The sequence below is a fragment of the Novosphingobium decolorationis genome (genome assembly GCF_018417475.1).
GTDB classification, from domain to species: Bacteria; Pseudomonadota; Alphaproteobacteria; order Sphingomonadales; family Sphingomonadaceae; genus Novosphingobium; species Novosphingobium decolorationis.
Genome location: NZ_CP054856.1, coordinates 2,296,360 through 2,317,950, shown reverse-complemented (window position 1 = coordinate 2,317,950; position 21,591 = coordinate 2,296,360). Strand labels below are relative to the sequence as shown.

At 63.3% G+C, this 21,591-nt stretch carries 19 protein-coding genes, 1 tRNA gene and 2 pseudogenes; 7 read left to right on the top strand and 15 right to left on the bottom strand.

What is annotated here, in order from left to right; translation table 11 throughout:
* Nucleotides 1–248: 248 nt before the first annotated feature.
* The gene (locus HT578_RS10680) at nt 249–1,190 is read left to right on the top strand and encodes an IS110 family transposase (protein ID WP_039396878.1); all 942 of its coding nucleotides are present in this window, start codon (nt 249–251) and stop codon (nt 1,188–1,190) included.
* Between the two features lie 14 nt (nt 1,191–1,204).
* Here the strand turns inward: HT578_RS10680 and hspQ are convergent, their stop codons facing one another.
* The gene (gene hspQ, locus HT578_RS10675; RefSeq protein WP_213503889.1) at nt 1,205–1,585 is read right to left on the bottom strand and encodes a heat shock protein HspQ; all 381 of its coding nucleotides are present in this window, start codon (nt 1,583–1,585) and stop codon (nt 1,205–1,207) included.
* 155 nt (nt 1,586–1,740) lie between these two features.
* Between hspQ and HT578_RS10670 the strand changes: the two genes are divergently transcribed.
* Nucleotides 1,741–1,830 (top strand) — tRNA-Ser (locus tag HT578_RS10670).
* Nucleotides 1,831–1,910: 80 nt separating this feature from the next.
* On the top strand, nt 1,911–3,098 hold the full coding sequence (locus HT578_RS10665; RefSeq protein WP_213503888.1) for a tyrosine-type recombinase/integrase: 1,188 nt from the start codon (nt 1,911–1,913) through the stop codon (nt 3,096–3,098).
* 80 nt (nt 3,099–3,178) lie between these two features.
* Here the strand turns inward: HT578_RS10665 and HT578_RS10660 are convergent, their stop codons facing one another.
* The 3 genes from HT578_RS10660 to HT578_RS10650 form a co-directional block, all read right to left on the bottom strand.
* Entirely contained in the window at nt 3,179–4,411 is a 1,233-nt protein-coding gene (locus HT578_RS10660; protein WP_213503887.1) for a type II toxin-antitoxin system HipA family toxin, read from the bottom strand.
* Entirely contained in the window at nt 4,411–4,761 is a 351-nt protein-coding gene (locus HT578_RS10655) for a helix-turn-helix domain-containing protein (protein ID WP_213503886.1), read from the bottom strand. Before HT578_RS10655 ends, HT578_RS10660 begins: the two co-directional genes overlap by 1 nt.
* A 340-nt stretch (nt 4,762–5,101) precedes the next feature.
* The gene (locus tag HT578_RS10650) at nt 5,102–5,914 is read right to left on the bottom strand and encodes an IS5 family transposase (protein WP_213500422.1); all 813 of its coding nucleotides are present in this window, start codon (nt 5,912–5,914) and stop codon (nt 5,102–5,104) included.
* A gap of 518 nt (nt 5,915–6,432) precedes the next feature.
* Here HT578_RS10650 and istA point away from each other — a divergent pair.
* Nucleotides 6,433–7,924: pseudogene (istA, locus tag HT578_RS10645) on the top strand (IS21 family transposase).
* Nucleotides 7,921–8,688 (top strand): IS21-like element helper ATPase IstB, encoded by a 768-nt coding sequence (istB, locus tag HT578_RS10640; RefSeq protein WP_213500153.1) that lies wholly within the window; start codon nt 7,921–7,923, stop codon nt 8,686–8,688. The pseudogene istA and the gene istB overlap by 4 nt, the downstream one beginning before the upstream one ends.
* Nucleotides 8,689–8,731: 43 nt before the next feature.
* On the opposite strand, the gene HT578_RS10635 is transcribed toward istB, so the two are convergent.
* The 6 genes and pseudogenes from HT578_RS10635 to HT578_RS10610 form a co-directional block, all read right to left on the bottom strand.
* Nucleotides 8,732–9,667 carry a hypothetical protein gene (locus HT578_RS10635; protein ID WP_213503885.1) on the bottom strand — a complete coding sequence of 312 codons (936 nt, stop codon included), beginning with the start codon at nt 9,665–9,667 and terminating at the stop codon, nt 8,732–8,734.
* A 131-nt stretch (nt 9,668–9,798) separates the two neighbouring features.
* Entirely contained in the window at nt 9,799–10,194 is a 396-nt protein-coding gene (locus HT578_RS10630) for a type II toxin-antitoxin system VapC family toxin (RefSeq protein ID WP_213503884.1), read from the bottom strand.
* Nucleotides 10,187–10,447, bottom strand: a complete 261-nt coding sequence (locus tag HT578_RS10625; RefSeq protein ID WP_213503883.1) for an AbrB/MazE/SpoVT family DNA-binding domain-containing protein — start codon at nt 10,445–10,447, stop codon at nt 10,187–10,189. Before HT578_RS10625 ends, HT578_RS10630 begins: the two co-directional genes overlap by 8 nt.
* 166 nt (nt 10,448–10,613) lie before the next feature.
* Nucleotides 10,614–11,378, bottom strand: a complete 765-nt coding sequence (locus tag HT578_RS10620; RefSeq protein WP_213503882.1) for an IS6 family transposase — start codon at nt 11,376–11,378, stop codon at nt 10,614–10,616.
* Nucleotides 11,379–11,444: 66 nt separating this feature from the next.
* Nucleotides 11,445–11,573 (bottom strand): annotated as a pseudogene (locus HT578_RS22655) (IS3 family transposase); the annotation flags it as partial.
* Between the two features lie 49 nt (nt 11,574–11,622).
* Nucleotides 11,623–12,387 carry an IS6 family transposase gene (locus HT578_RS10610; RefSeq protein WP_213503882.1) on the bottom strand — a complete coding sequence of 255 codons (765 nt, stop codon included), beginning with the start codon at nt 12,385–12,387 and terminating at the stop codon, nt 11,623–11,625.
* 40 nt (nt 12,388–12,427) lie between these two features.
* Here HT578_RS10610 and HT578_RS10605 point away from each other — a divergent pair, with 40 nt between their 5' ends.
* Both HT578_RS10605 and HT578_RS10600 read left to right on the top strand, forming a co-directional pair.
* On the top strand, nt 12,428–12,949 hold the full coding sequence (locus tag HT578_RS10605) for a recombinase family protein (RefSeq protein ID WP_422394394.1): 522 nt from the start codon (nt 12,428–12,430) through the stop codon (nt 12,947–12,949).
* Complete coding sequence (locus HT578_RS10600; RefSeq protein WP_007686150.1) at nt 12,946–13,476, top strand: GNAT family N-acetyltransferase; 531 nt, start codon at nt 12,946–12,948, stop codon at nt 13,474–13,476. The genes HT578_RS10605 and HT578_RS10600 overlap by 4 nt, the downstream gene beginning before the upstream one ends.
* A gap of 66 nt (nt 13,477–13,542) precedes the next feature.
* Here HT578_RS10600 and HT578_RS10595 read toward each other — a convergent pair whose 3' ends face one another.
* The 5 genes from HT578_RS10595 to HT578_RS10575 all read right to left on the bottom strand — a co-directional run bounded on the left by HT578_RS10595 (nt 13,543) and on the right by HT578_RS10575 (nt 21,383).
* Nucleotides 13,543–14,805: a hypothetical protein gene (locus tag HT578_RS10595; protein ID WP_007683327.1), complete on the bottom strand. Its 1,263-nt coding sequence runs from the start codon at nt 14,803–14,805 to the stop codon at nt 13,543–13,545.
* Between the two features lie 281 nt (nt 14,806–15,086).
* Entirely contained in the window at nt 15,087–15,491 is a 405-nt protein-coding gene (locus tag HT578_RS10590) for a copper-binding protein (RefSeq protein ID WP_007406376.1), read from the bottom strand.
* Nucleotides 15,488–18,631 carry an efflux RND transporter permease subunit gene (locus tag HT578_RS10585; protein WP_007406408.1) on the bottom strand — a complete coding sequence of 1,048 codons (3,144 nt, stop codon included), beginning with the start codon at nt 18,629–18,631 and terminating at the stop codon, nt 15,488–15,490. Before HT578_RS10585 ends, HT578_RS10590 begins: the two co-directional genes overlap by 4 nt.
* Nucleotides 18,628–20,124, bottom strand: a complete 1,497-nt coding sequence (locus HT578_RS10580; RefSeq protein WP_213503881.1) for an efflux RND transporter periplasmic adaptor subunit — start codon at nt 20,122–20,124, stop codon at nt 18,628–18,630. The genes HT578_RS10585 and HT578_RS10580 overlap by 4 nt, the downstream gene beginning before the upstream one ends.
* Entirely contained in the window at nt 20,121–21,383 is a 1,263-nt protein-coding gene (locus HT578_RS10575) for a TolC family protein (protein ID WP_066520056.1), read from the bottom strand. The genes HT578_RS10580 and HT578_RS10575 overlap by 4 nt, the downstream gene beginning before the upstream one ends.
* Nucleotides 21,384–21,591 lie beyond the last annotated feature (208 nt).

Sequence of the window (21,591 nt, the reverse complement as noted above, 5' to 3'; positions counted from 1 at the left end):
ATCTAGAGCGGTTGATCCGATGTAATCGGATCGGAAACCGCTTGTCTTATGACATCGCCGTCCGTTTGGGCCATGCTGGATTGCCCGGACCGGGGTGGCCACCCCGGTCCGGGCGGAAGGGGACGGATCGCGAAACCGCCGGTCGTTAAGGGACCGGGTTAGAGTAGGATCGCCCCTTTCTTTTCCATCAGGCCCGAACGGATACCGGGGTTTTGGACCCGGATGACAAGCATGGGACAGCGGAAAAGATGAGCGACAATCTACCACAGACGATCGGCATCGACATCTCCAAAGCGAGCCTCGATTGCCATGCCTACCCCGTCGGCGCCGAGCGCCAGTTTGCCAATACCGCCAAGGGGCACAAGGCGCTGATCGCCTGGCTGCGACAATGGCCGATCGAACGGATCGCCTACGAGGCAACCGGCACCTATCATCGCGCACTGGAGGCGGCGCTGACCAACTGGCCCTGTGTGAAGCTCAACCCTGAACGGGCCCGGCGCTTCGCCCAGGCGACTGGCACGCTGGCCAAGACTGATCGCATTGACGCCATCCTGCTGGCTCGTATGGCCGCAACCTTGCAGCCAGTGGTCAGACCCGCTCGAAGCCCACAGCAGACCCAAATGGCGGAACTCATCAATGCCCGAGATGGCCTGGTTCGTGATCGCACCGCGCTCAAAAATCGTGAGAAAAATCTCACCATCGCCTTTCTCAAGCGCCAGTGTCGCCAGCGGCTCGAACAGATTGATCGACATATCGCGGCCCTCGATGCTGAGATCTCCAACCTGATCGCCGCCGATGCCGTACTCGCTCGTCGACACCAGATACTGACCAGCATCGCGGGTGTGGGAACGCTGACCGCCAACCAGCTCATCGCCACCATGCCCGAACTCGGCAGCCTTGAGAACAAGCAGGCCGCGTCCCTTGCCGGCCTTGCACCGATTGCGCGGCAATCCGGACAATGGAAAGGCAAAAGCTTCATCCGCGGCGGACGTGCTAACGTGAGGCAGGCCCTCTATATGCCGGCCCTCGTCGCCGCCCGATACAACCCTGACCTCAAGGCAAAGTACCAACAACTCGTCACCGCAGGAAAGCCCGCCAAAATCGCCATCACCGCCGTCATGCGAAAGCTCGTCGTGACCGCAAACGCTCTGCTCAAAGCCGATAGATGCTGGGCGCAATCTCAGACTTGATCATCACGGATACTCTAATGCGCGAGGCTGCGACGAAGCTGGTAGCGGCCGTTGCGGTAGTCTTCAAAGATCTGTGAAAGCGAGGGGTGGTCGACCGGACCGCCTTCGTCATCGGCCATCAGGTTCTGTTGGCTGACATAGGCGACGTAGCTCGAATCGTCGGCTTCGGCGAGGAGGTGGTAGAAAGGCTGCTCGCGCAGGGGGCGGATCTCGGCCGGGATCGATTCGTACCATTCCTCGCTGTTGGCGAAGACAGGGTCGATGTCGAAGACGACGCCGCGGAAGTCGTGATCGCGGTGGCGCACGATGTCGCCGATGGCAAAACGGGCGCGCATCTGGCGCGGCGCATCGATCACGCGTCCGGCCTGAGGCGAGAAAAAGGACGCTCTGTTCATATGTGCAATATAGGCCCCGCAAGGGGAGCGGACAAGCAAGCTGAAAAAATGTTCCCCTTTTTTGTCATTTAGGGGCTTGGCAAGCTCGCAAAGTTGGATTAGTGGCGCGCTTCTTCCTGACCTCGCAGGCATATCCTGCAGATGGCACTTCGAGCGGAGAGGTGGCAGAGAGGTCGAATGCGCCGCACTCGAAATGCGGTGTACGGGCAACCGTACCGTGGGTTCGAATCCCACCCTCTCCGCCACTTACTCTTCCAGACACATCCAGAGCGATCCATCGGTGTCCGATTGGTCATGTGGGATAAAATGTGGGAAGGTTTAGGTCATGGGAAAGCTGTCCGCAACGAGTGTGAAGGCTGCCACGCGGCCCGGCCGAATGGGCGACGGTGAAGGGTTGTACCTCGTCGTGCATCCGACCGGCTCGAAGAGCTGGATATGCCGCGTTCAGAAGCACGGGATGCGACGAGACTTCGGTCTTGGCAGCGCTGCCAAAGTTTCGCTCGCCACCGCCCGGGACAAGGCGAGGGAAATCCGGAGCTGGGTAGAGATGGGCCTTGATCCCATCTTCGAGCGGCGCAAGGCTCAGGGCATCCCAACGTTCCGTGAGGCAGCAGCCAAGGTCATCGCCGCGCACAACAAGACCTGGCGCAATGAGAAGCATGCAGGGCAGTGGTCGAGCACGCTCGAGGCCTATGTCTTCCCCCATATCGGCGATCGCCAGGTGAGCGAGATCACGGGGCCGATGATCCGAAACCTTCTTTCTGAAATCTGGCTCTCGAAACCCGAGACGGCGAGGCGGGTGCGCCAGCGGATCGGGGCCGTTCTCGATTGGGCCTACGCCTCGGGCTATCGCGAAACAGAGGCTCCTATGCGCGCGATCACGAAGGGGCTTCCCCGCCAGCCCAAGAAGGATGGCCATTTCGCTGCCATGCCCTACGACAAGGTACCGACATTCCTGCGGCGTCTGCGTGAACGCGAATCGTTCAGCCGCCTTGCGCTCCAGTTTGCGATCCTGACGGCCGGACGTTCTGGAGAGGTGCGCGAGGCGACTTGGGATGAGATCGATCTCGAAGCCAAGCTCTGGACCATCCCCAAGGATCGGATGAAGGCCCAGCGCGAGCATGTCGTGCCATTGGGCGAGGGCGCCTTGAAAATTCTGCGGCGATGCGAGGAATTGCGCCTAGGGGCGGCTACCTTGGTATTTCCTGGGGCGCGGCCGAAGTCCCCGCTGTCCGACATGACCCTTACCAAACTGCTTCGCGAGATGCGCGAGCCCTATACCGCGCACGGTTTTCGCTCGTCTTTCCGAGACTGGGTCAGCGAGGAAACCCAGCATCCTGGCGATGTTGCGGAGGCGGCGCTTGCCCACGTGGTGAAGAGCAAGACCGAGGCAGCCTATCGCCGAGGCAATCTGCTGGAGAAGCGCCGGGCGATGATGGGCGACTGGGATGCTTTTTGCGGAGGATCGAACCCCAAGACAGATGGGAAGGGTGTTTCAGAAAGCTCGCAATGATCCTTTGAGCTAAATCTCTTTTGGGCCTACTGATAAAGTCATATTTGATAATTTATTTTCCTTAAATCATCAAATATGAATTATAAATTCAGTGCGAGTCCCATCTCGTCGTGAACGAACGCTGGCTCATATGATCTTGCCGGCGCTCCGGACACGCCGACCTCTCGAAGCGCATTGCGCCATGAGGAGGACACCGTCTGTGCCAGCCCTTGAATGGTGTCGCGGGCTTCCTGCTCCCCGATTTCGAAGAACTCGCAGGCCTCCAGCGCAAGCGCCATCGAGCGGTCATGCGCGCCGCCTTCCAGGATCGCCGTTTCTAAATGCGGGTTGCGGTCGGGGGCAGGATTGACGTCGAACACCGGCGACAGGCGCCATTGCCCGCCGCCGACATACAGGAAGCCATGGTTCTTCAGGTGGTCGTCCTTGTTGGACACAAGGATGGTGAACGCCAAGCGCCGGTAGAGTTCGCGAAAATCTTGCCTGGGCTGGGGCGAGTATTGCCGGATGAAGTCGACGATCTCGGTATAGGAGCCCAATTCCGCACCGCTCTTGCCGAGCGCGGTACGTGCCGAAATATAGGGAATTCGGTTCACGCCTCTGCGGTCGAACCGCTGGATCAGCGCTACGGGAAAAGGCGTATCGGCCAACTCGAGACGCGCCACGGGCGTGCGGATGCCACAGGCGGCAGCAAGACGTAGCGTCGCCACTTCTACCCGTTCGATCGGTTGCTGGTCGTGAACCGAAGTGAATTTTGCGAGCCACAGGTCGTCCCCATCCCTGACATTGGCTTTGGGACGGGCGCCGCCGGAGCCACCCGCACCTGCGAGCGCTTGCATGGCCTCGGCGGACACCTCCTTGCCCTGCTCATAGGCGCGTGCGATCGCTGTGATCGCTTCCAAATCGACGAGGCGAGGGACAGCATCCTCTGCGTTGCCGCGGATGACCTGACCATCCTCATCGAGAAAACGCATGGCTCCCTGACGGCAGGTGTCATCAGACAGCGTAAGGTACTCGAACTCACTGAGGCCATTGCCGTAGGCACGTTCAAGCAACCGTCGCCCCCAGCTATCGGGCGCAGCATCGGCAAATACGCCTGCCAATGCGTCGCGCGTGTTGGCGGACTGCCCTGATCGGTGGAAGGGCCCGGCCTCAAGGGTGAAATCCGGCTCGATGGCAAATGCGCGCGGATTTTCGATCCATGCCGGTTCATAGCTGAACGTCGAGAATTGGCGCGGGCCAGCATGGGTGAAGCGAAGTTGCCCGACCGGCGTCAGGCTTTCTCCGAGCGCGACATGGGCACTGAAATCGGCCATCAGAAGGCCGCCCCATCGGGGTCGATGATGTCTTGTTGGCCTTCGCCCTTACTGGATTTTGCTTTTTGCGATTTCAGACGGGCGGCGAACGTGCGTCCTCGGCGCGGACCGCGCTCGCCCGCCAATGCAAGCCCGAGGTCGTCCTTGCGCACGTCTACCAGGTCGGTAAGCCGCTCGATCAGCCCAAGTGCGACCAAAACCTCGGCAAGCGTGCCTATCGCGACGCCGCTATCACCCTTCTCAAGCCTGCTGATGGAACTGGGAGATGTACCTGCTCGTACCGCCAAATCGGCCACGGCGACCCCGCGTCGCAACCGGGCGGCGCGAATATCATTGCCGAGGCGTTCCAAAGCTTGCTTCGCTTTTGGGGATCCCATCGCATGCATCCAAATATGACGATAAAAATCTATTATCGCGTCATATATGATGTATTAAATAACCGCACAAGGAGGCGCGACCTCGCTTCTCCGCATCTTCGCCCACTTTCTGCATCGCTGGGAGATGCGCCGTGGCACCGCTCCAAGGGGATTTGCGAAAACAGATCAGCAGTCACCTCTGTGTCTTTCGAATAAAGCTTGGATGACGCCGCTAGAGAAACTGCCAGGCGATCTGAGAATTGCGCCTTTTCTCCTGATTGCGATCTGAAATTCCCATTGCATATGACGGCGAACTGAGAGTCGGTTTCGAAACTCACGCTGACCGAGCCAAACGGCGTAGCATGAGCATGGCGGCGGCGGCGTAGAGGAAGGCTGCGGCGGATTTGAGGGTGGCTTCCACGTCCTTGGCCAGACGGCGGTTTCGATTGACCCAAGCGAAGAACCGCTCGACCACCCAGCGCCGAGGGAGGACGACGAAGCCGGACTGCCCGGCGATCTTGCTGACTATCTCGACGGTGATGCGGGTCGCCTCGGTGACACGGTGATGGTTATAGCCGCCATCGGCCCAGACCTTCTCGATGAACGGGAAGAGGCCGCGCGAGATTTGCAGCAACGCGCCGCCGCCATCACGATCCTGGACATCGGCGGTGTGCGGCTCGACAAGCAGCGGCCTGCCGTCAGTATCGACCAGAGCATGGCGCTTGCGACCTTTGATCTTCTTGCCAGCATCGTAGCCGCGCGGTCCGCCGCTCTCGGTGGTCTTGACGCTCTGACTGTCGATGATGGCTCCGCTTGGCGAGGCGTCCCTTCCGGCTCGCTCGCGATCGAGCGCGACCAGCGCATGGTTGATCCGCTCGAACAGGCATTCGTCACGAAACCGGGCAAACCAGCGGTAGACCGTCTGCCACGGCGGGAAGTCCTTGGGCAGCAACCGCCATGCAATCCCGCCGCGCAGAACGTAGAAGATGGCGTTCACGATTTCGCGCATTGGCCATTGCCGTCGCCGCCCCGTCGTGCGCGCCTCGGGAACAAATGTCGCGATCAGCGCCCACTCGGCATCGCTCAAATCCGTCTGGTAACGCTTCGAAACACGCGTATGCTGCACGCGGGTGGCTGGGGTCCACATCAAGATCTCCGGGTTGTCTGCAAAACCCCCGGAATCACACGAACCTCAGCCGCTCAACCCCTTTCGAAACGGCCTCTGAGCTCATCGGGAGCATGCGGCAGTGATGGCACATCTGCACAAGTTTCCAGCCATTTTCTCTCACTAATACCGTGACTTGTCGATGATTTTCTAGGATAGGCGCGCGCCTTTCGTGAGCCGGCGACCCGACTGGCGCGAGCACAATCTCCTTTCGGATCGCACTATGCCCCGCACACCTCGGCCAACACCGACCGTAAAATCCAAGCGCAAATCCAAAGTCACGAAATCTGGACCGCAGTTGAAGCAGCCAACGGAGAACCCGCTGCCCACGACTACGGAATGGGAAGAACCTGAAGGCTTCGGCGATGCCTTGCGTCTTCTGAGAACGGCGGAGCAATATTCGACCACGCTAGCGGCGGGATAGTCCTGCTGCGGGCGGCGTAAAAGTCGTCCACCTTGAAGCCTTTCTGCCAAGTCAGGGAGGTGTGGGGATCTACAGCGTGGAACTTTATCTTCAGGTCCGTTTGGCTTGCGCGGATGGCATGAGCCAGCGGGCGGCGGCGAAGCGTTTCAATGTGTCGCGCGACACGGTGCGCAAGATGCTGTCGTTTTCATCGCCACCGGGTTACCGGCGTCAATCTGTCCCGCAGCGTCCGAAGCTGGACGGGTTTGTGGCGATCATTGATGGATGGCTTGAAGGGGACCGCTGCGTCCCGCGCAAACAGCGCCATACGGCGAAGCGGGTATTCGACCGCTTGCGCGCCGAGCATGGTTTCACCGGCGGCTATACGATCATCAAGGATTACATCCGCGAGCGTGAGCAACGCAGCCGGGAGATGTTCGTGCCGCTGGCCCACCCGGCGGGGGATGCGCAGGCCGATTTCGGGGAAGCGCTGGTGGAGATCGGCGGGGTGCAGCAGAAGGCCTACTTCTTCGCACTCGATCTGCCGCACAGTGATGCCTGCTATGTGCGGGCCTATCCGGCGGCGGTGGCGGAGGCACGGGTGGACGGACACGTTCATGCCTTCGCGTTCTTCGGCGCGGTGCCGCGCTCGATCGTCTATGACAACGATCGCTGCCTTGTGGCGAAGATCCTGCCAGACGGCACGCGTAAGCGTGCCACGCTGTTCAGCGCTTTCCTGTCGCATTACGTGATCCGCGACCGCTATGCCCGCCCGGGCAAGGGAACGAGAAAGGCAATGTGGAAGGGCTGGTTGGTTACTGCCGCCGCAATTTCATGGTGCCGATCCCGAAGTTCCCGACACGGGAGGCCTTCAACCTATGGCTGGAGGAGCAATGCCGCAAGCGCCAGCAGGACAAGGTGCGCGGACAGAGCGAGACGATCGGTGAGCGCTTGCAACGCGATCTGGCAGCCATGCAGCCTCTGCCCGCTACACCCTTCGAGGCCTGCGATCAGACGAGCGGGCGGGTCTCCTCGCAATCCCTGGTGCGCTACAGGACCAACGATTATTCGGTTCCGGTGGCACGGGGCCATCAGGAGGTCTGGATCAGGGCCTATGTCGATGAGGTGGTGGTCGGCTGCCGCAGCGAAGTCATCGCCCGTCATCCTCGTTGTTATGCCCGCGAGGAGGTTATCTTCGACCCGCTCCACTATCTCCCGCTGATCGAGCAGAAGATCAACGCATTCGACCGAGCCGCGCCTTTGCAGGGCTGGGATTTGCCCGAAGCGTTCACGACACTGCAGCGGTTGATGGAAGGCCGCATGCACAAGCATGGCAGGCGTGAATATGTACAGGTGCTGCGCCTGTTGGAAACGTTCACCCTCGCCGATCTCCAGGCGGCGGTGGAACAGGCCATTGATCTTGGCGCCATCGGCTTCGATGCCGTCAAGCACCTCGCCCTGTGCCGGGTCGAACGCGTACCGCCGGGCTGGACACGGACGTCTATCCCTTCCTGCCACGCACAACGGTCGAGAAGACCTTTGCCAGAGCCTATCTGAGCCTGCTCTCCGACCAGCAGGAGGCCGCATGAGCGATCAGACCCCGGAGCTTCTTCTCGCTCACAATCTCAAGGCACTCAAGCTGCCTACGTGCCTGCGAGAGCACCACAAGCTCGCCCGGCAATGTGCCGCTGAAGGCGTCGATCATATCCGCTTCCTCGCCCGCCTTGTCGAGATGGAGATGATCGACAGGGAGCGTCGTATGGTCGAGCGGCGCATCAAGGCCGCGCGCTTCCCCGCCGTCAAAAGCCTCGACAGCTTCGACTTCACCGTCATCCCGAGGCTCAACAAGATGCAGGTGCTCGAGATGGCGCGCTGCGAGTGGATCGAGCGGCGTGAGAACGCCATCGCTCTGGGGCCATCGGGCACCGGAAAGACGCACGTAGCGTTGGGGCTCGGACTGGCAGCATGCCAGAAAGGGCTGTCGGTGGGCTTCACCACTGCGGCGGCGCTGGTCAGCGAAATGATGGAGGCGCGCGACGAGCGGCGTCTCCTGCGCTTCCAGAAGCAGATGGTCGGATACAAACTGCTCATCATCGACGAACTGGGCTTCGTACCGCTCTCCAAGACCGGCGCCGAACTGCTGTTCGAGCTGATCTCCCAGCGTTACGAACGCGGCTCCACCTTGATCACCAGCAACCTGCCCTTCGACGAATGGACCGAAACCTTCGGATCCGAGCGTCTCACAGGCGCGCTCCTCGATCGCCTGACCCATCACGTCAGCATCCTCGAGATGAACGGCGAAAGCTATCGCCTCGCTCACAGCCGGGCCCGCAAGGCCAAAATCAGACCCTGAAAAGCAAGCCAATGCCGGGGGGAGTGGCCCTCGGGCTACGCCCTCACGCCACTCCCCCCGGCGTGTAACACGATGGCCTGGTTTTACGCCGCCCCATGGCCGACTTTTGCTCCGCCGTTGACAGTGGGCTTTTTTTCGGGAAACTGAAACCGAACACTCTTCGCTCGCACGCAAGGCGCTTTGCCGTCGGCCAGTAGACCGCGTGCCAGTAGCGCAGGCCATTCTGGTGATTATTTTCCGTCAGCCATGCCGAGATGGTTGCAGGCAATGGTGGATCGGGCTCCTTGTCGCGCCAGCGAAAGGAGAGCCAGGTGAGACCTAAGCCGATCGCCAGTATTGCGAGCGCGACGGCGACTGGCGGGGTGGGGAGCGGGAGGGGCGTTGCCGATCCGATAGCGTGAAGCAGCGCAGACACGCCGAGACTGGCGAGGCCGCTTGCAACCATGAACGACCCTGCAAAGCTCGCGGCGCGCTGGCGGTTGTAGTGGCTGTCCCGGGCGCGGATTGCGCTGAGAATGAGCCGGTCGATAGTCAGGGCGCCGGCTGCGGGATTAACCGGATCGATGTGTTTCGCCAGCGCCTGATAAGGTGTTTCCGGATCGAGTTCGCCAGCGGCTTCCGCTTCGGACAGCGCGGCGAACAGCTCCTCGAGGCCATAGCGTGCCATAAATGCGCTATCCTCGAGTTCGACAAGATCGTCGGTGATGCGCTGGACCTGCTGGATCGAGAAGCCTTCCACCTCGTCCGTGTAGACAATGACCTCGATGACTTGCGGCGCGCGCTCAATAAAGCGCTCGAGGTGCTCTGCGAACCGCTTTCCTTTCATCGCCTCTGCATGATGCGATTGGATTCGCTGCGTGAAGATGTCTGCGATGAAGGCACGGACTGTTGCCTCTCCAGCCTTCTTGCTTTCAAGCATGGCCGCGACGTGCGGCGACATCACATAACCGTGGCCATCATTGCCTTCATCGAGGGACATTGTGCGTCTCCAGTGGTTAGTCGCCGAACAGCCGCTCGACTAGTTCGGTGCCCTAGGCATCGAGCAGCTACGCGCCAGTGCCGATCCGGGCTTGTCCAGCGCCACGAGTTCGCGGTCCTGGGCGGGACGGATCAAGGCTGGTTCCTGATGAGTTTGATCTCGGCGCCGGGCACCGCGAACTTCAGCCAATCACGATCGGCGGTCCAGATCGTCAGTCCCGCTATCTGGCCCGTGGCGATGCAGGCGCAGTCCCCGAGGCCGATGTTCAGTTTTCGTGCGGGCCCGATCAGTCTGCCAACGATGTCCGCTTCGGCTTCACCGAACGGCAGGATCTTGAAGGCGAAGTCTTGCACGGTTTCGGCGATGGTTTCCTCGGCCACGCCATTCTTTGCCAGGACCGCGCGAAACTCGGCGAGGTTCACGGCCGACATACAGGCGCCAGCGAGGAGCTCGTTCTCGTCCACGTCATGCGGTTCGCCAAGGACGAACGCGGCGAGCACCGAGGTGTCGAGGATCTTGTCAGCCACGCCCGGCGTCCCTTTGCGCATCTTCGATCCGCATGGCTTTGAGGTCCCCTTGCAGATCCGCGTCCGGAGCCAGGTAAGGCGCCAGCCTGGCGCGGATTCGTTCCAGCGTCTTGGATGGGCGCCGCACCGAAAGCGTGCCGTCATGCAGTTCGAGATTAAGTGTCTCTCCGGCACGAAGGTTCATTTCGCGGCGAAGTTGGGCCGGTATCTGGATGCGCCCGTCGCTGGTGATCTTGACGCTGTGCATGGTCATGGTGGTAGTCCTGATCGGTTGCGGATTGGCAACGTACAGCACATGGCGATTCTACACCAGAACAAAACAGGATTGGCGCAAATTTCGCACCCCCCATCTATGTCCGATAAGCGGCTCTGTTGCAAAGATCGTCCGCGAGCGAGTGAGATCCGCCGCTTCATGGCAATCAAGCGGCCGTGGCCAGGTGTTGGTTTAGTAATTCCATGGCCTCGGTCAGGGCTGATGGTCCAATGCCGAAAGCTCGCTCGACAAGACGCACCTCGCCCATGATCCCTGGTTGCAGGCACCATGGTCGGGCCTGTCCTTTGCGTAGGGCGCGCATGACCTCGAAGCCTTTGATCGTGGCGTAGGCTGTGGGCATCGATTTGAAACCACGGACGGGCTTGATCAATATCTTGAGCTTGCCATGATCAGCCTCGATCACATTGTTCAGGTATTTCACCTGCCGGTGTTCAGTCGCCGCCGCGAGCTTTCCTTCTCGTTTCAACTCAGCGATTGCGGCGCCGTAGCTTGGTGCCTTGTCGGTGTTGAGTTTCGTCGGCTTTTCCCAGTCCTTTAGACCGCGAAGGGCTTTTGCCAGAAAGCGCTTCGCAGACTTGGCGCTGCGAGTCGGTGACAGGTAGAAATCAATCGTGTCGCCCCGCTTGTCGACCGCCCGATACAGGTAGGTCCATTTGCCCCGCACCTTGACGTAAGTCTCATCGAGGCGCCAGCTCAGATCAAAACCACGCCGCCAGAACCAGCGGAGTCGTTTCTCCATCTCCGGCGCGTAGCGCTGCACCCAACGATAGATAGTCGTATGATCGACATCGATCCCACGCTCAGCCAGCATTTCCGCGAGATCACGATAGCTGATGCCGTATCGACAATACCAGCGCACCGCCCATAGGATGACCTCTCCGGTGAAGTGCCGCCCCTTGAAATCGTTCATCGCAACCGATCCTGCCAATCCAGCAGCCCAATCTTGGCCACTGCGCCAGAGTTTGCAACAGAGCCGGATACGGAACTTGCGGCCATCGTGCGTGCGCCCTTCGACGAAGTCGTAGGCCCACACATGCCCCGGATACTCAGGCCGCAGGCGGACGCATGATCCGTCGTTGAGCCACAGGCGTCCCCGTTTGGGCTCTGTTGCAAAGATCGTCCGCGAGCGAGTGAGATCCGCCGCTTCATGGCAATCAAGCGGCCGTGGCCAGGTGTTGGTTTAGTAATTCCATGGCCTCGGTCAGGGCTGATGGTCCAATGCCGAAAGCTCGCTCGACAAGACGCACCTCGCCCATGATCCCTGGTTGCAGGCACCATGGTCGGGCCTGTCCTTTGCGTAGGGCGCGCATGACCTCGAAGCCTTTGATCGTGGCGTAGGCTGTGGGCATCGATTTGAAACCACGGACGGGCTTGATCAATATCTTGAGCTTGCCATGATCAGCCTCGATCACATTGTTCAGGTATTTCACCTGCCGGTGTTCAGTCGCCGCCGCGAGCTTTCCTTCTCGTTTCAACTCAGCGATTGCGGCGCCGTAGCTTGGTGCCTTGTCGGTGTTGAGTTTCGTCGGCTTTTCCCAGTCCTTTAGACCGCGAAGGGCTTTTGCCAGAAAGCGCTTCGCAGACTTGGCGCTGCGAGTCGGTGACAGGTAGAAATCAATCGTGTCGCCCCGCTTGTCGACCGCCCGATACAGGTAGGTCCATTTGCCCCGCACCTTGACGTAAGTCTCATCGAGGCGCCAGCTCAGATCAAAACCACGCCGCCAGAACCAGCGGAGTCGTTTCTCCATCTCCGGCGCGTAGCGCTGCACCCAACGATAGATAGTCGTATGATCGACATCGATCCCACGCTCAGCCAGCATTTCCGCGAGATCACGATAGCTGATGCCGTATCGACAATACCAGCGCACCGCCCATAGGATGACCTCTCCGGTGAAGTGCCGCCCCTTGAAATCGTTCATCGCAACCGATCCTGCCAATCCAGCAGCCCAATCTTGGCCACTGCGCCAGAGTTTGCAACAGAGCCGCCGTGATGATCGCCCCGGTCTTGCCGCCTGCCTGAAATCGTTGCGCGACGGCGATGTCCTCATCGTTTGGAAGCTCGACCGGCTCGGCCGAACGCTCACCCACCTGGTCAGCACGGTGCAGAATCTGTCGGATCGCGGTATCGGTCTGCGGGTGCTCACCGGCAAGGGCGCGCAGATCGACACCACGACGCCATCGGGCCGGATGGTGTTCGGCATTTTTGCCACACTGGCGGAGTTTGAGCGGGATATGATCCGCGAGCGCACCATGGCTGGCCTGGCCGCTGCCCGCGCGCGGGGACGCAAGGGTGGCCGCAAGTTCGCCCTCTCCAAGGCCCAGGTGCGGCTCGCTCAGGCTGCTATGGCCCAACGCGACACGTCCGTTTCCGACCTCTGCAAGGAACTCGGGATCGAGCGCGTCACTCTCTACCGCTATGTCGGTCCCAACGGGGAACTCCGGGATTACGGTCAGCGCGTGCTTGCTGCCAAAACGCGATGATGATGACGGGAGCCCCGATCAAACTTACCCAAGCGGACGCCGCAGACGTTGCAGACCTGTACAACCGTTGCAGCGACTATTTCCTGTTGCAGGACGGGGCCGCGCCCACGCTGGACGATGCTCGCGAGCTTTTCTCCGATGTGCCGCCCGAAAAGAGCGCCCACAATCAAGCTGTCCTGGGATGGAAGGGGCCTGGCGGCCTATATGCAATCGCGGCCATCCTCCGCGATTATCCGCGTGATGGCACATGGTATCTCGGCTTCATGATCGTAGATGCCGCACAGCGTGGTCGTGGCGTCGGACGCTCAATTTACTCGACGGTCGAAAGCTGGGCCGCTGCGAGAGGTGCCACAGAGATTCGGTTGGCCGTGCTGGAAGCGAATGAAGCGGCAGAGCGATTTTGGCGTTCTCTCGGCTTCATTGAGTATCGGCGCGTTGGGCCAGACACCTTCAAAATGCGTAGCCATCGCCGGATAGAACTGAGCCGTCGCCTTTCTGGCGCGACCGTAGAAGGCAGCAACAAGTAAGATCTCGCGCCGGCTATCTGGGCGAGCTTGGCGTAGGATTCCGCCCCCTCCCGCAAACGCCCCCTTTCAGGGAAGGGGGCTTGAGATCGCCTTGATGGCCTTCAATCCCGTTCCAAAACGAGCGATCGCGTCCCTGTTTCTCTCCAGCTCGCCATAGGGCAGATAGGCGAAGTCGAGATCGGCAATACGGCTGAAAGCCGGGCGACGGAGTTGCGCGCGAACGTCCTGCTCGCGCGCATTCGGTGCGACCAGGAATAGCCCGGCGGCAGCGTGCAGATCGCTCCCCGACAGCGCCAGATCGAGCATGCGCACGATCCCCGAGTAGATCGAGGTCGAATGTTCAACCTCGAACGCGGCGGCGACGCCGTCGCCACCCTTCGCCAGCCACAACACGTCGATGAGGCGGATCGAGTCCGCTCCGGGAGAGGTCGCAATGGCGTCTGGAAGGCGCTCGAGGCATCCCTGTCCAAGCGGGCAGCCAGCGTGAAGTCGACCGCGGTCATTGGCGGCGATCCACACATCGTAACCGAGGGCATGGCCGAGGTCGCGCAGCCAGGCCTGGATTTCGGCGTGCGTGCGATCGGTTTCGCCCTGCGCGGCGGCTGTCTTGTCGAGCCGGCTTGCCTCCGCTCTGGCATGTTCCAATCTGCCGAGCCAGTCGTCGGCCGCCGTTGCGTCATCCTCCAGCGGTGGCGCGGGATAGCGGCCCGAGCCAATGTCGAACAACAGTCCGCCGATCGCGCCGAGATCGTTGGAGAGCAACTCGCGGTAACGGTCGTTGAGGTCGAGGATGCCGGCGCGCATGGCGAGAAAATGATCCCATGACCCGAGCTTCACCTTGGCGCCGGTGACGGCATTGTAGCCCTTGACGATCGCGGTATTGAAGGGCGGCACCAGCGTCGGGTGAAGGAAATAGAGCAGGTTGGCCGCCGCCGGCCCCAGCCCCTTGATCTTGAGCGCGTCTATGCTGCGGATGTGGCTGATGATCTCCTCGGCGGTATCGCAGCACGAGCAATTGTCGAGCAGGCGACCGAACGCCCGCTGGTTGTCCGGGCTTTCGTAGATGTCTGGAATGCGCAGCTTGGGCTTCCACAGCCAGGCATGGTCGGCGCCCTTGAAGATCTGCCGCTGTTCGGCGATCGAGTGGACAACCGTTTCCAGTGACGAGCCGCGATAGGCGACGCCGAACCGCCCACTTTCGATTTCTGCGACCACCTGCTGCAGCCCGCGACGGATGGAGCGGAAGTTTTTCAGCCGTTCGTCCCACAGAAACCAGGAGCGATAGGTGGCGCCGGGATCGTCTCGCCAACGACGGACAAGCTCGCTCACGAGATCATGATGTGTCGCGGGTAACAAGGTCATACTGGCTGGGTCATCTAAACTGGGCTCCTTGCCGTTCAGGCTATCGCGAGCAAGGGCGGCTTGCACGTTCAATGTGCGATCCGCGAAGCGTGCTCAAATTGTCGGTGATCGCGCAGGGAAACGCCGCTGGCATTGGGCGTTGCCGGTCGCAACCGTCGACCGGGCGCACAGCCAGGCAGACGGCCGGCACGGGCGTCGCCGCCCGGGAGCGGCGCCGCAACCAGCTTTTTCCGGTCGAACTTAGCGGATCACTGCTTTGCGATCGCGGTGACCTCGCCATCGCTGCCCTTGAGCGAGAGGTCGAAATCGACCTTGTCGCCGACCTTGACCGCATCGGTGATCGACGGCGCGGCCTTGAACGCCATCGTCATCGCGGGCCACTTGGCCTCCGGGATCGGACCATGATCGAGCGTGATCGTGCCTGCCGCCTTGTCGATCGCGGTGACGGTGCCATGGCCCTTGGCCTTGATCGCGGCGTTCGCGTCAGGCGCCATCGACATGTTGCCCATGTCGCCGCTCATGGTCGCGGCGGGCGCCGCCTCGTTGGTCTCAGTCGCAACGGGGGCCTCCGCCTTCTTGCCGCACGCGGCAGTCAGGGCGGCGAGGCCGAGGGCAATGGTCAGTCGTGCATGGTTCATCGTCTTCTCCTTCATGATGAAACGGGTTGAGGGATGGGATCGGTCTTGGGCCGGCGCAACAGCAGGTAGGCGGCGGGCAGGACGAACATTGAGAGCAAGGGCGCGGTCAGCATGCCGCCGATCATCGGCGCGGCAATCCGGCTCATGACCTCCGAACCCGCGCCTGATCCCAGCAGGATCGGCAGCAGGCCGGCCAGGATCACCGCCACCGTCATCGCCTTGGGACGGACGCGCAGCAGCGCGCCTTCGCGCACGGCGGCCTCGACCTCGGCAGCGTCCGGATGTGCGCCGCGCTCGGCCAGCGCGTTCTTGAGATAGATCAGCATCACCACCCCGAACTCGGCGGAGACGCCGGCGAGCGCGATGAACCCGACCCCGGTGGCGATCGACTGGTTGAACCCCAGCAGATAAAGCGTCCAGATGCCGCCGGTCAGCGCAAACGGCAGCGTCCCCATGATCAGCGCCGCCTCGTCGAAGCGGCCGAAGATGAGGTAGAGCAGCACGAAGATGATCAGCAGCGTCGCGGGCACGACCAGCTTCAAGCGGTCGACCGCGCGCTCGAGATATTCGAACTGGCCAGAGTAAGCGATGCTGACCCCAGGCGAGAGCCTGACCTGTTTCGCCACCGCACGCTGCAGATCGCCGACCACCGAGGCAAGATCGCGCCCGCGCACATCGACGTAGACCCAGGTCGAAGGCCGGGCATTCTCGGTCTTGAGCATCGGCGGTCCCTCGGCGATCGAGACGTTTGCCACGGTGCCCAAGGTGATCTGCTGGCCCGCGGGCGTCAGGATCGGTAGCGCCCGCAGCCTTTCGAGGCTGTCGCGCAATTCGCGCGGATAGCGCACGCTGATCGGATAGCGGGCGAGGCCCTCGACCGTCTCGCCGATCGTCTCGCCGCCGATCGCGCCGGAGACGATGGCCTGGACGTCGGCGATGTTGAGCCCGAACCGCGCGGCGGCGGCGCGGTCTATGTCGACATCGACATAGCGTCCGCCGGTCAGCCGCTCGGCGAGCGCCGAGCTGACGCCGGGCACGCTCCTGGCCACGGTCTCGACATCATGCGCGATGCGGTCGAGCTCGGCGAGGTCACTGCCCGACACCTTGACCCCGATCGGGCTCTTGATGCCCGTCGCGAGCATGTCGATGCGGTTGCGGATCGGCGGCACCCAGATATTGGCGAGACCCGGAAGCTTCACCCGGCGATCGAGCTCGTCGACAAGGCGTTCGGGCGTCATGCCCGACCGCCACTGGTCGCGGGGCTTGAATTGGATCGTCGTCTCGAACATTTCGAGCGGCGCGGGATCGGTCGCGGTCTCGGCGCGGCCGGCCTTGCCGAACACGCTTTCGACTTCGGGCACGGTCTTGATCAGGCGGTCGGTCTGCTGGAGCAGCTCACTCGCCTTGGCGGCCGAGAGGCCCGGCAGCGCCGAGGGCATGTAGAGCAGGTCGCCCTCGTCGAGATTGGGCATGAACTCGCCGCCGAGCCGGCTGAGCGGCCAGGCCGTGGTGGCGAACACCAGAGCCGCGATCAGCAGCACTGCCTTGGGCCGCTTCATCGTCCAGTCGATCGCGGGCCGGTAGATATTGGTGAGCCAGCGATTGACCGGATTGGCCTGCTCGGCCGGAATGCGGCCCCGGATCAGCCAGCCCATCAGGATCGGCACCAGGGTCACCGACAGGATCGCGGCCGCGCCCATCGCATAGGTCTTGGTGAAGGCGAGCGGCGCGAACAGCCGGCCTTCCTGCGCCTCCAGGGTGAAGACCGGAATGAACGACAGCGTGATGATCAGCAGGCTGAAGAACAGCGCCGGCCCGACCTCGGCCGCCGCCTCGGTGACGACGATCCAGCGCATCTCGCCATCGAGATGTCTGTCCGGGTGATCCTGCTCCCAGCGTTCGATCCTCTTGTGGGCGTTCTCGATCATGACGACCGCCGCATCCACCATCGCGCCGATGGCGATGGCGATGCCGCCCAGCGACATGATGTTGGCGTTCACCCCCTGGAACCGCATTACGACGAACGCGGCCAGCACACCGAGCGGCAAGGTCAGGATCGCGACCAGCGCCGAGCGGACGTGCCAGAGGAACAGGGCGCAGACCAATGCGACGACGATGAACTCCTCGACCAGCTTGCGGGTGAGGTTCTCGACCGCGCGATCGATCAGCTGCGAGCGGTCATAGACCGTGACCACCTCGACGCCCGGCGGCAGGCTTTTCCTGAGATCGGCGAGCTTGTCCTTGACCGCCGCGATGGTCTCACGGGCGTTCTTGCCTGACCGAAGAATAACGACGCCGCCGGCGACCTCGCCTTCGCCGTTCAGTTCGGCGATGCCGCGCCGCATCTCGGGGCCGACCTGGATCGTGGCGACATCGCCGAGCCGGACGGGCACGCCGCCCGCCGCAGTCTTGAGCGGGATTGCCCGGAAATCGTCGAGCGTTTTCAGATAGCCCGAGGCGCGGACCATATATTCGGCCTCGGCCATTTCCAGCACCGAGCCGCCGGCTTCCTGATTGGCTTGGCTGATCGCCTGCACTGCCTGGGCGTGGGTTACGCCGTAGGCCGCGAGCTTCACCGGATCGAGCAGCACCTGGTACTGCTTGACCATGCCGCCGATGCTGGCGACTTCGGCCACGCCGGTCACGGTCTTCAGCTCGTAGCGCAGGAACCAGTCCTGCAACCCGCGAAGCTGCGAGAGATCGTGCCGGCCGGTGCGGTCGACCAGCGCATATTCATAGACCCAGCCGACCCCGGTCGCGTCCGGCCCGAGCGCGCTGCGGGCGCTGGCCGGCAACCGACCCTGGACCTGGTTGAGATATTCGAGCACGCGGCTGCGCGCCCAGTAGAGATCGGTGCCGTCCTCGAAGATCACATAGACGAAGCTGTCGCCGAAGAAGGAATAGCCGCGCACCGTCTTGGCGCCGGGCACCGACAGCATGGTGGTGGTGAGCGGATAGGTGATCTGGTTCTCGACGATCTGCGGCGCCTGACCCGGATAGGAAGTGCGGATCACGACCTGCACGTCGGAAAGATCGGGCAGCGCGTCGATCGGGGTCGAGCGCACCGCCCACAGGCCCGCGCCGACCAGCGCGAGCATGCCGAGCACGACGAAGAAGCGGTTCCTCACCGACCAGCGGATGAGATGGGCGATCACTGGCCCGCCACCTTGGTCATGCGCCGCACGGTCGGCCCCGCCGGTGGCTGGTCGAAGCCGAAGCGCACGTGGTCCCCCGTCTTGAAGCCGCGTACGATGCCGGGATCGGGCAGCGCGAAGGTCATCGTCATCGCCGGCCAGCCGAGCGCGGGGACCGGCTCGTGGCTGAGCGTCACCGAACCGGGAGCAATCCGCTCGATCCTTCCGACGGTTTCGTAGAGCGCGGGCCTGGATGCGGGCTTGGTGGCATTCGCCGGCGCACCGCCGCCGATGGGCCGCGCCTCGATTCCCGAAAGGCTCGCTTCCGAATCGATCAGGAACTGGCCGGAGGCAACGACCTTCTGGCCGGGGGCGAGGCCCGCGAGCACTTCGGTCTGGCCGCCCGCATCGCGGCCGATCCGGACCTCGGCGGGATGGTAGCGCCCGTCGCCAGCCGCGAGCATGACGAGCGTTCGCTTGCCGGTGCGGATCACCGCTTCGCTCGGCACCAGCAGGGCGGATCGGGCATTGCCCCCGAGCGCCACGCTCGCGAACATGCCGGGCCGCAACCGGCCGCCACGGTTGGGCAGCTCGATCCGGACGGTGAGCGTCCGGCTGTCGGCCTGCGTCGTCGGCAGGATCGCGATCACCCGGCCGGCGAAGCTCTCGCCCGGAAAGCCGGTCAGGGTTGCGCTGGCGCTCTGGCCGATGCGGACTTCGCCCGCCCGCGCCTCGGGCACCGCGGCGTTGAGCCAGACGGTGCCGAGGCCGTTCACCTGGGCGAGCGTCCGGCCCATGCCGAGCGTCACGCCGGCCCGGGCGTCGAGCGTCTGGATCACCCCGGAGATCGGCGTCGTGATCGTCACCGTGCCGCCCGGCCGGCCGCTCCGCTCGACGCTGGCGATGAGGCCGTCGGACATGCCCATCAAGCGCAGGCGCTGGCGCGCGGCGGCGGTGAGATCGGGCTTGCCGAGCCGCTTGACGCTCAGGAACTCGGTCTGCGCGCCGCCCCACTCGGGCAGCAGCAGGTCGACGATCGGGGCGCCGGCGCGGACCACGTCACCCGGCGCGCGGGCATAGACACGGCTTACGAACCCGCCCGAGCGCGCCTGGATGATCGCGATGTCGCGCTGGTTGAAATCGACCGTGCCGGTGACTTCCAGCGTGCTCGCAAGGCTGCCCATGCGGGCCTCGGCCACGCGCAGGCCGAGGCTCTGGCGCGCGGAGGGATCGACCGTCACCCCGGGCGCCGCGCCGGCACTTTCGCCGTCGGCATATCTGGGCACAAGCTGCATATCCATGAACGGCGACTTGCCGGGCTTGTCGAACTTCTGGTTGGGAAACATCGGGTCGTACCAGTAGAGCACCTTGCCCGAGCCTGTGCCCGCCTCGCCGGACGCGGCGGCCTGCGGTTGCGGCGACCTGTGGCCCGCCCAATAGCCCGCGCCACCGGCGGCCAGCGCGACGACAAGGATCGATGCGCCCCAGCGCACTGTGTCCGACTTGAGCGTCATGGCCGCTCCTCCCCATAAGTGATGTTGATACGGACCGCGTCGCGCGCGACATCGGCCTCGCGGTTGAGCGTTTCGACCTCGGCCTCGGCGAGCGCCAGGGTCGAGAGCAGCGCGGTTCCCAGGTCGAGCTTGCCCGCGGCATAGCTGTCGCGGTCGAGTTCGGCGCGGCGCCTGGCGAGGGGCACCAGCGTCTCGCGGGCATTGCGCAACCGGGAGAGATGCATGGCATGGTCTGCGAGATCGGCGTCGAGTTGCGCCACCAGCTCGCGGCGGATCGCCTCGCGGTCGAACCGACCCCCTTGCACAAGGCTCTCGCTGGCAGCGATCCTGGGATTCTGGCGCTTGCCGGCGAACATTGGCAGGTCGATCGACACGCCGACCGAGGCCATGTCGCCGTACATGGGATCGCGCCGGCCATAGGTGACGCCGACCTTCCAGTCGGAGCGCTTGTCGGCGCGCGCGAGGCGCACGTCCGCTTCGGCGACTGCGATCCGCGCGTCCTGCGCGCGCACGGCGGGAAGCGCATCGATCCCGGCCCGCAGCCGGATCGGATCGACATCGAGTATCGGCGGGTCGCCCGTCGCCTGCGGGTCGGGGTCGCCGGTATAGCGCGCGAGCCGGGCCCGCGCCTGCGCCACCACCGCAGCCATCTCGGCGCGGCGATCGGCGATGGCGGCGCGGAGCTGGTCGGGCTCGAGCGCCTGGCTCGGGCGCGCGCTGCCCGACGCCAGGCGTGCGGTCACGGTCTTCTGCAGGTCGTCGAGGCTGGCATCGAGCAGGTCGAGCTGCCGGAGCCGGCGTTCTCCATAATAGAGATCGACCCAGGCGAGGGCGGTCTCGAGCCGCACGTTGCGGCCTTCGACCAGCTCGCCCGCCTCGGCGATACCGATATCGGCCGCGGCGCGCGCGGCGCGTGCATGGCGCTTGGCGAGATTGGGGAAGGTCTGGCTGAACCCGATCGTCGCCATAGTGAAATCGTCGCGCGTGAAGCTGCCGGCATTGGGGCCGCTCACCGGGAAGTTCTGCAGGCCCAGGTCGAGCGTCGGATCGGGCAGGCGATCGGCCGCGACCGCCGAAGAGCGGGCGCCGGCTGTCGCCGCCGCGCGCGCCTTGAGGCTTGGCGCGTTGGCGGCAGCGAGCCTCACTGCCTGCTCGTAGGTGAGCGGGCCGGCCGACACCGGCACGGCCCAGGCGCTCGCAAGCGTCGCACCGATAGAGAGCAACAGGCGTCGCACAGCGCGCCTCGGCATCATGATCATGGATATCATCCCCTCATGACAGAGGCGGCGCGCCAAGATGTGACGCGCCGCTCCGGAGCGGGTTTAGCCCTTGTCCGACCTGACTGCGCCGCGCATGCAGTCGGCGGCGCTTGCCTGCATCATCGCGCAATCGCAGCTGGCCATGTCCCGGCTGTCGGGCACCCATATGCGGACACGCGCAGGGCTAGTCGCCCGCGGACCATATTGC

Coding starts and splice junctions, on each gene's coding strand:
- HT578_RS10680 (WP_039396878.1), top strand. CDS start 249: ATGAGCGACAATCTACCACAGACGATCGGCATCGACATCTCCAAAGCG.
- hspQ (WP_213503889.1), bottom strand. CDS start 1,585: ATGAACAGAGCGTCCTTTTTCTCGCCTCAGGCCGGACGCGTGATCGAT.
- HT578_RS10665 (WP_213503888.1), top strand. CDS start 1,911: ATGGGAAAGCTGTCCGCAACGAGTGTGAAGGCTGCCACGCGGCCCGGC.
- HT578_RS10660 (WP_213503887.1), bottom strand. CDS start 4,411: ATGGCCGATTTCAGTGCCCATGTCGCGCTCGGAGAAAGCCTGACGCCG.
- HT578_RS10650 (WP_213500422.1), bottom strand. CDS start 5,914: ATGTGGACCCCAGCCACCCGCGTGCAGCATACGCGTGTTTCGAAGCGT.
- istB (WP_213500153.1), top strand. CDS start 7,921: ATGAGCGATCAGACCCCGGAGCTTCTTCTCGCTCACAATCTCAAGGCA.
- HT578_RS10635 (WP_213503885.1), bottom strand. CDS start 9,667: ATGTCCCTCGATGAAGGCAATGATGGCCACGGTTATGTGATGTCGCCG.
- HT578_RS10625 (WP_213503883.1), bottom strand. CDS start 10,447: ATGACCATGCACAGCGTCAAGATCACCAGCGACGGGCGCATCCAGATA.
- HT578_RS10620 (WP_213503882.1), bottom strand. CDS start 11,378: ATGAACGATTTCAAGGGGCGGCACTTCACCGGAGAGGTCATCCTATGG.
- HT578_RS10610 (WP_213503882.1), bottom strand. CDS start 12,387: ATGAACGATTTCAAGGGGCGGCACTTCACCGGAGAGGTCATCCTATGG.
- HT578_RS10600 (WP_007686150.1), top strand. CDS start 12,946: ATGATGATGACGGGAGCCCCGATCAAACTTACCCAAGCGGACGCCGCA.
- HT578_RS10590 (WP_007406376.1), bottom strand. CDS start 15,491: ATGAAGGAGAAGACGATGAACCATGCACGACTGACCATTGCCCTCGGC.
- HT578_RS10580 (WP_213503881.1), bottom strand. CDS start 20,124: ATGACGCTCAAGTCGGACACAGTGCGCTGGGGCGCATCGATCCTTGTC.
- HT578_RS10575 (WP_066520056.1), bottom strand. CDS start 21,383: ATGATCATGATGCCGAGGCGCGCTGTGCGACGCCTGTTGCTCTCTATC.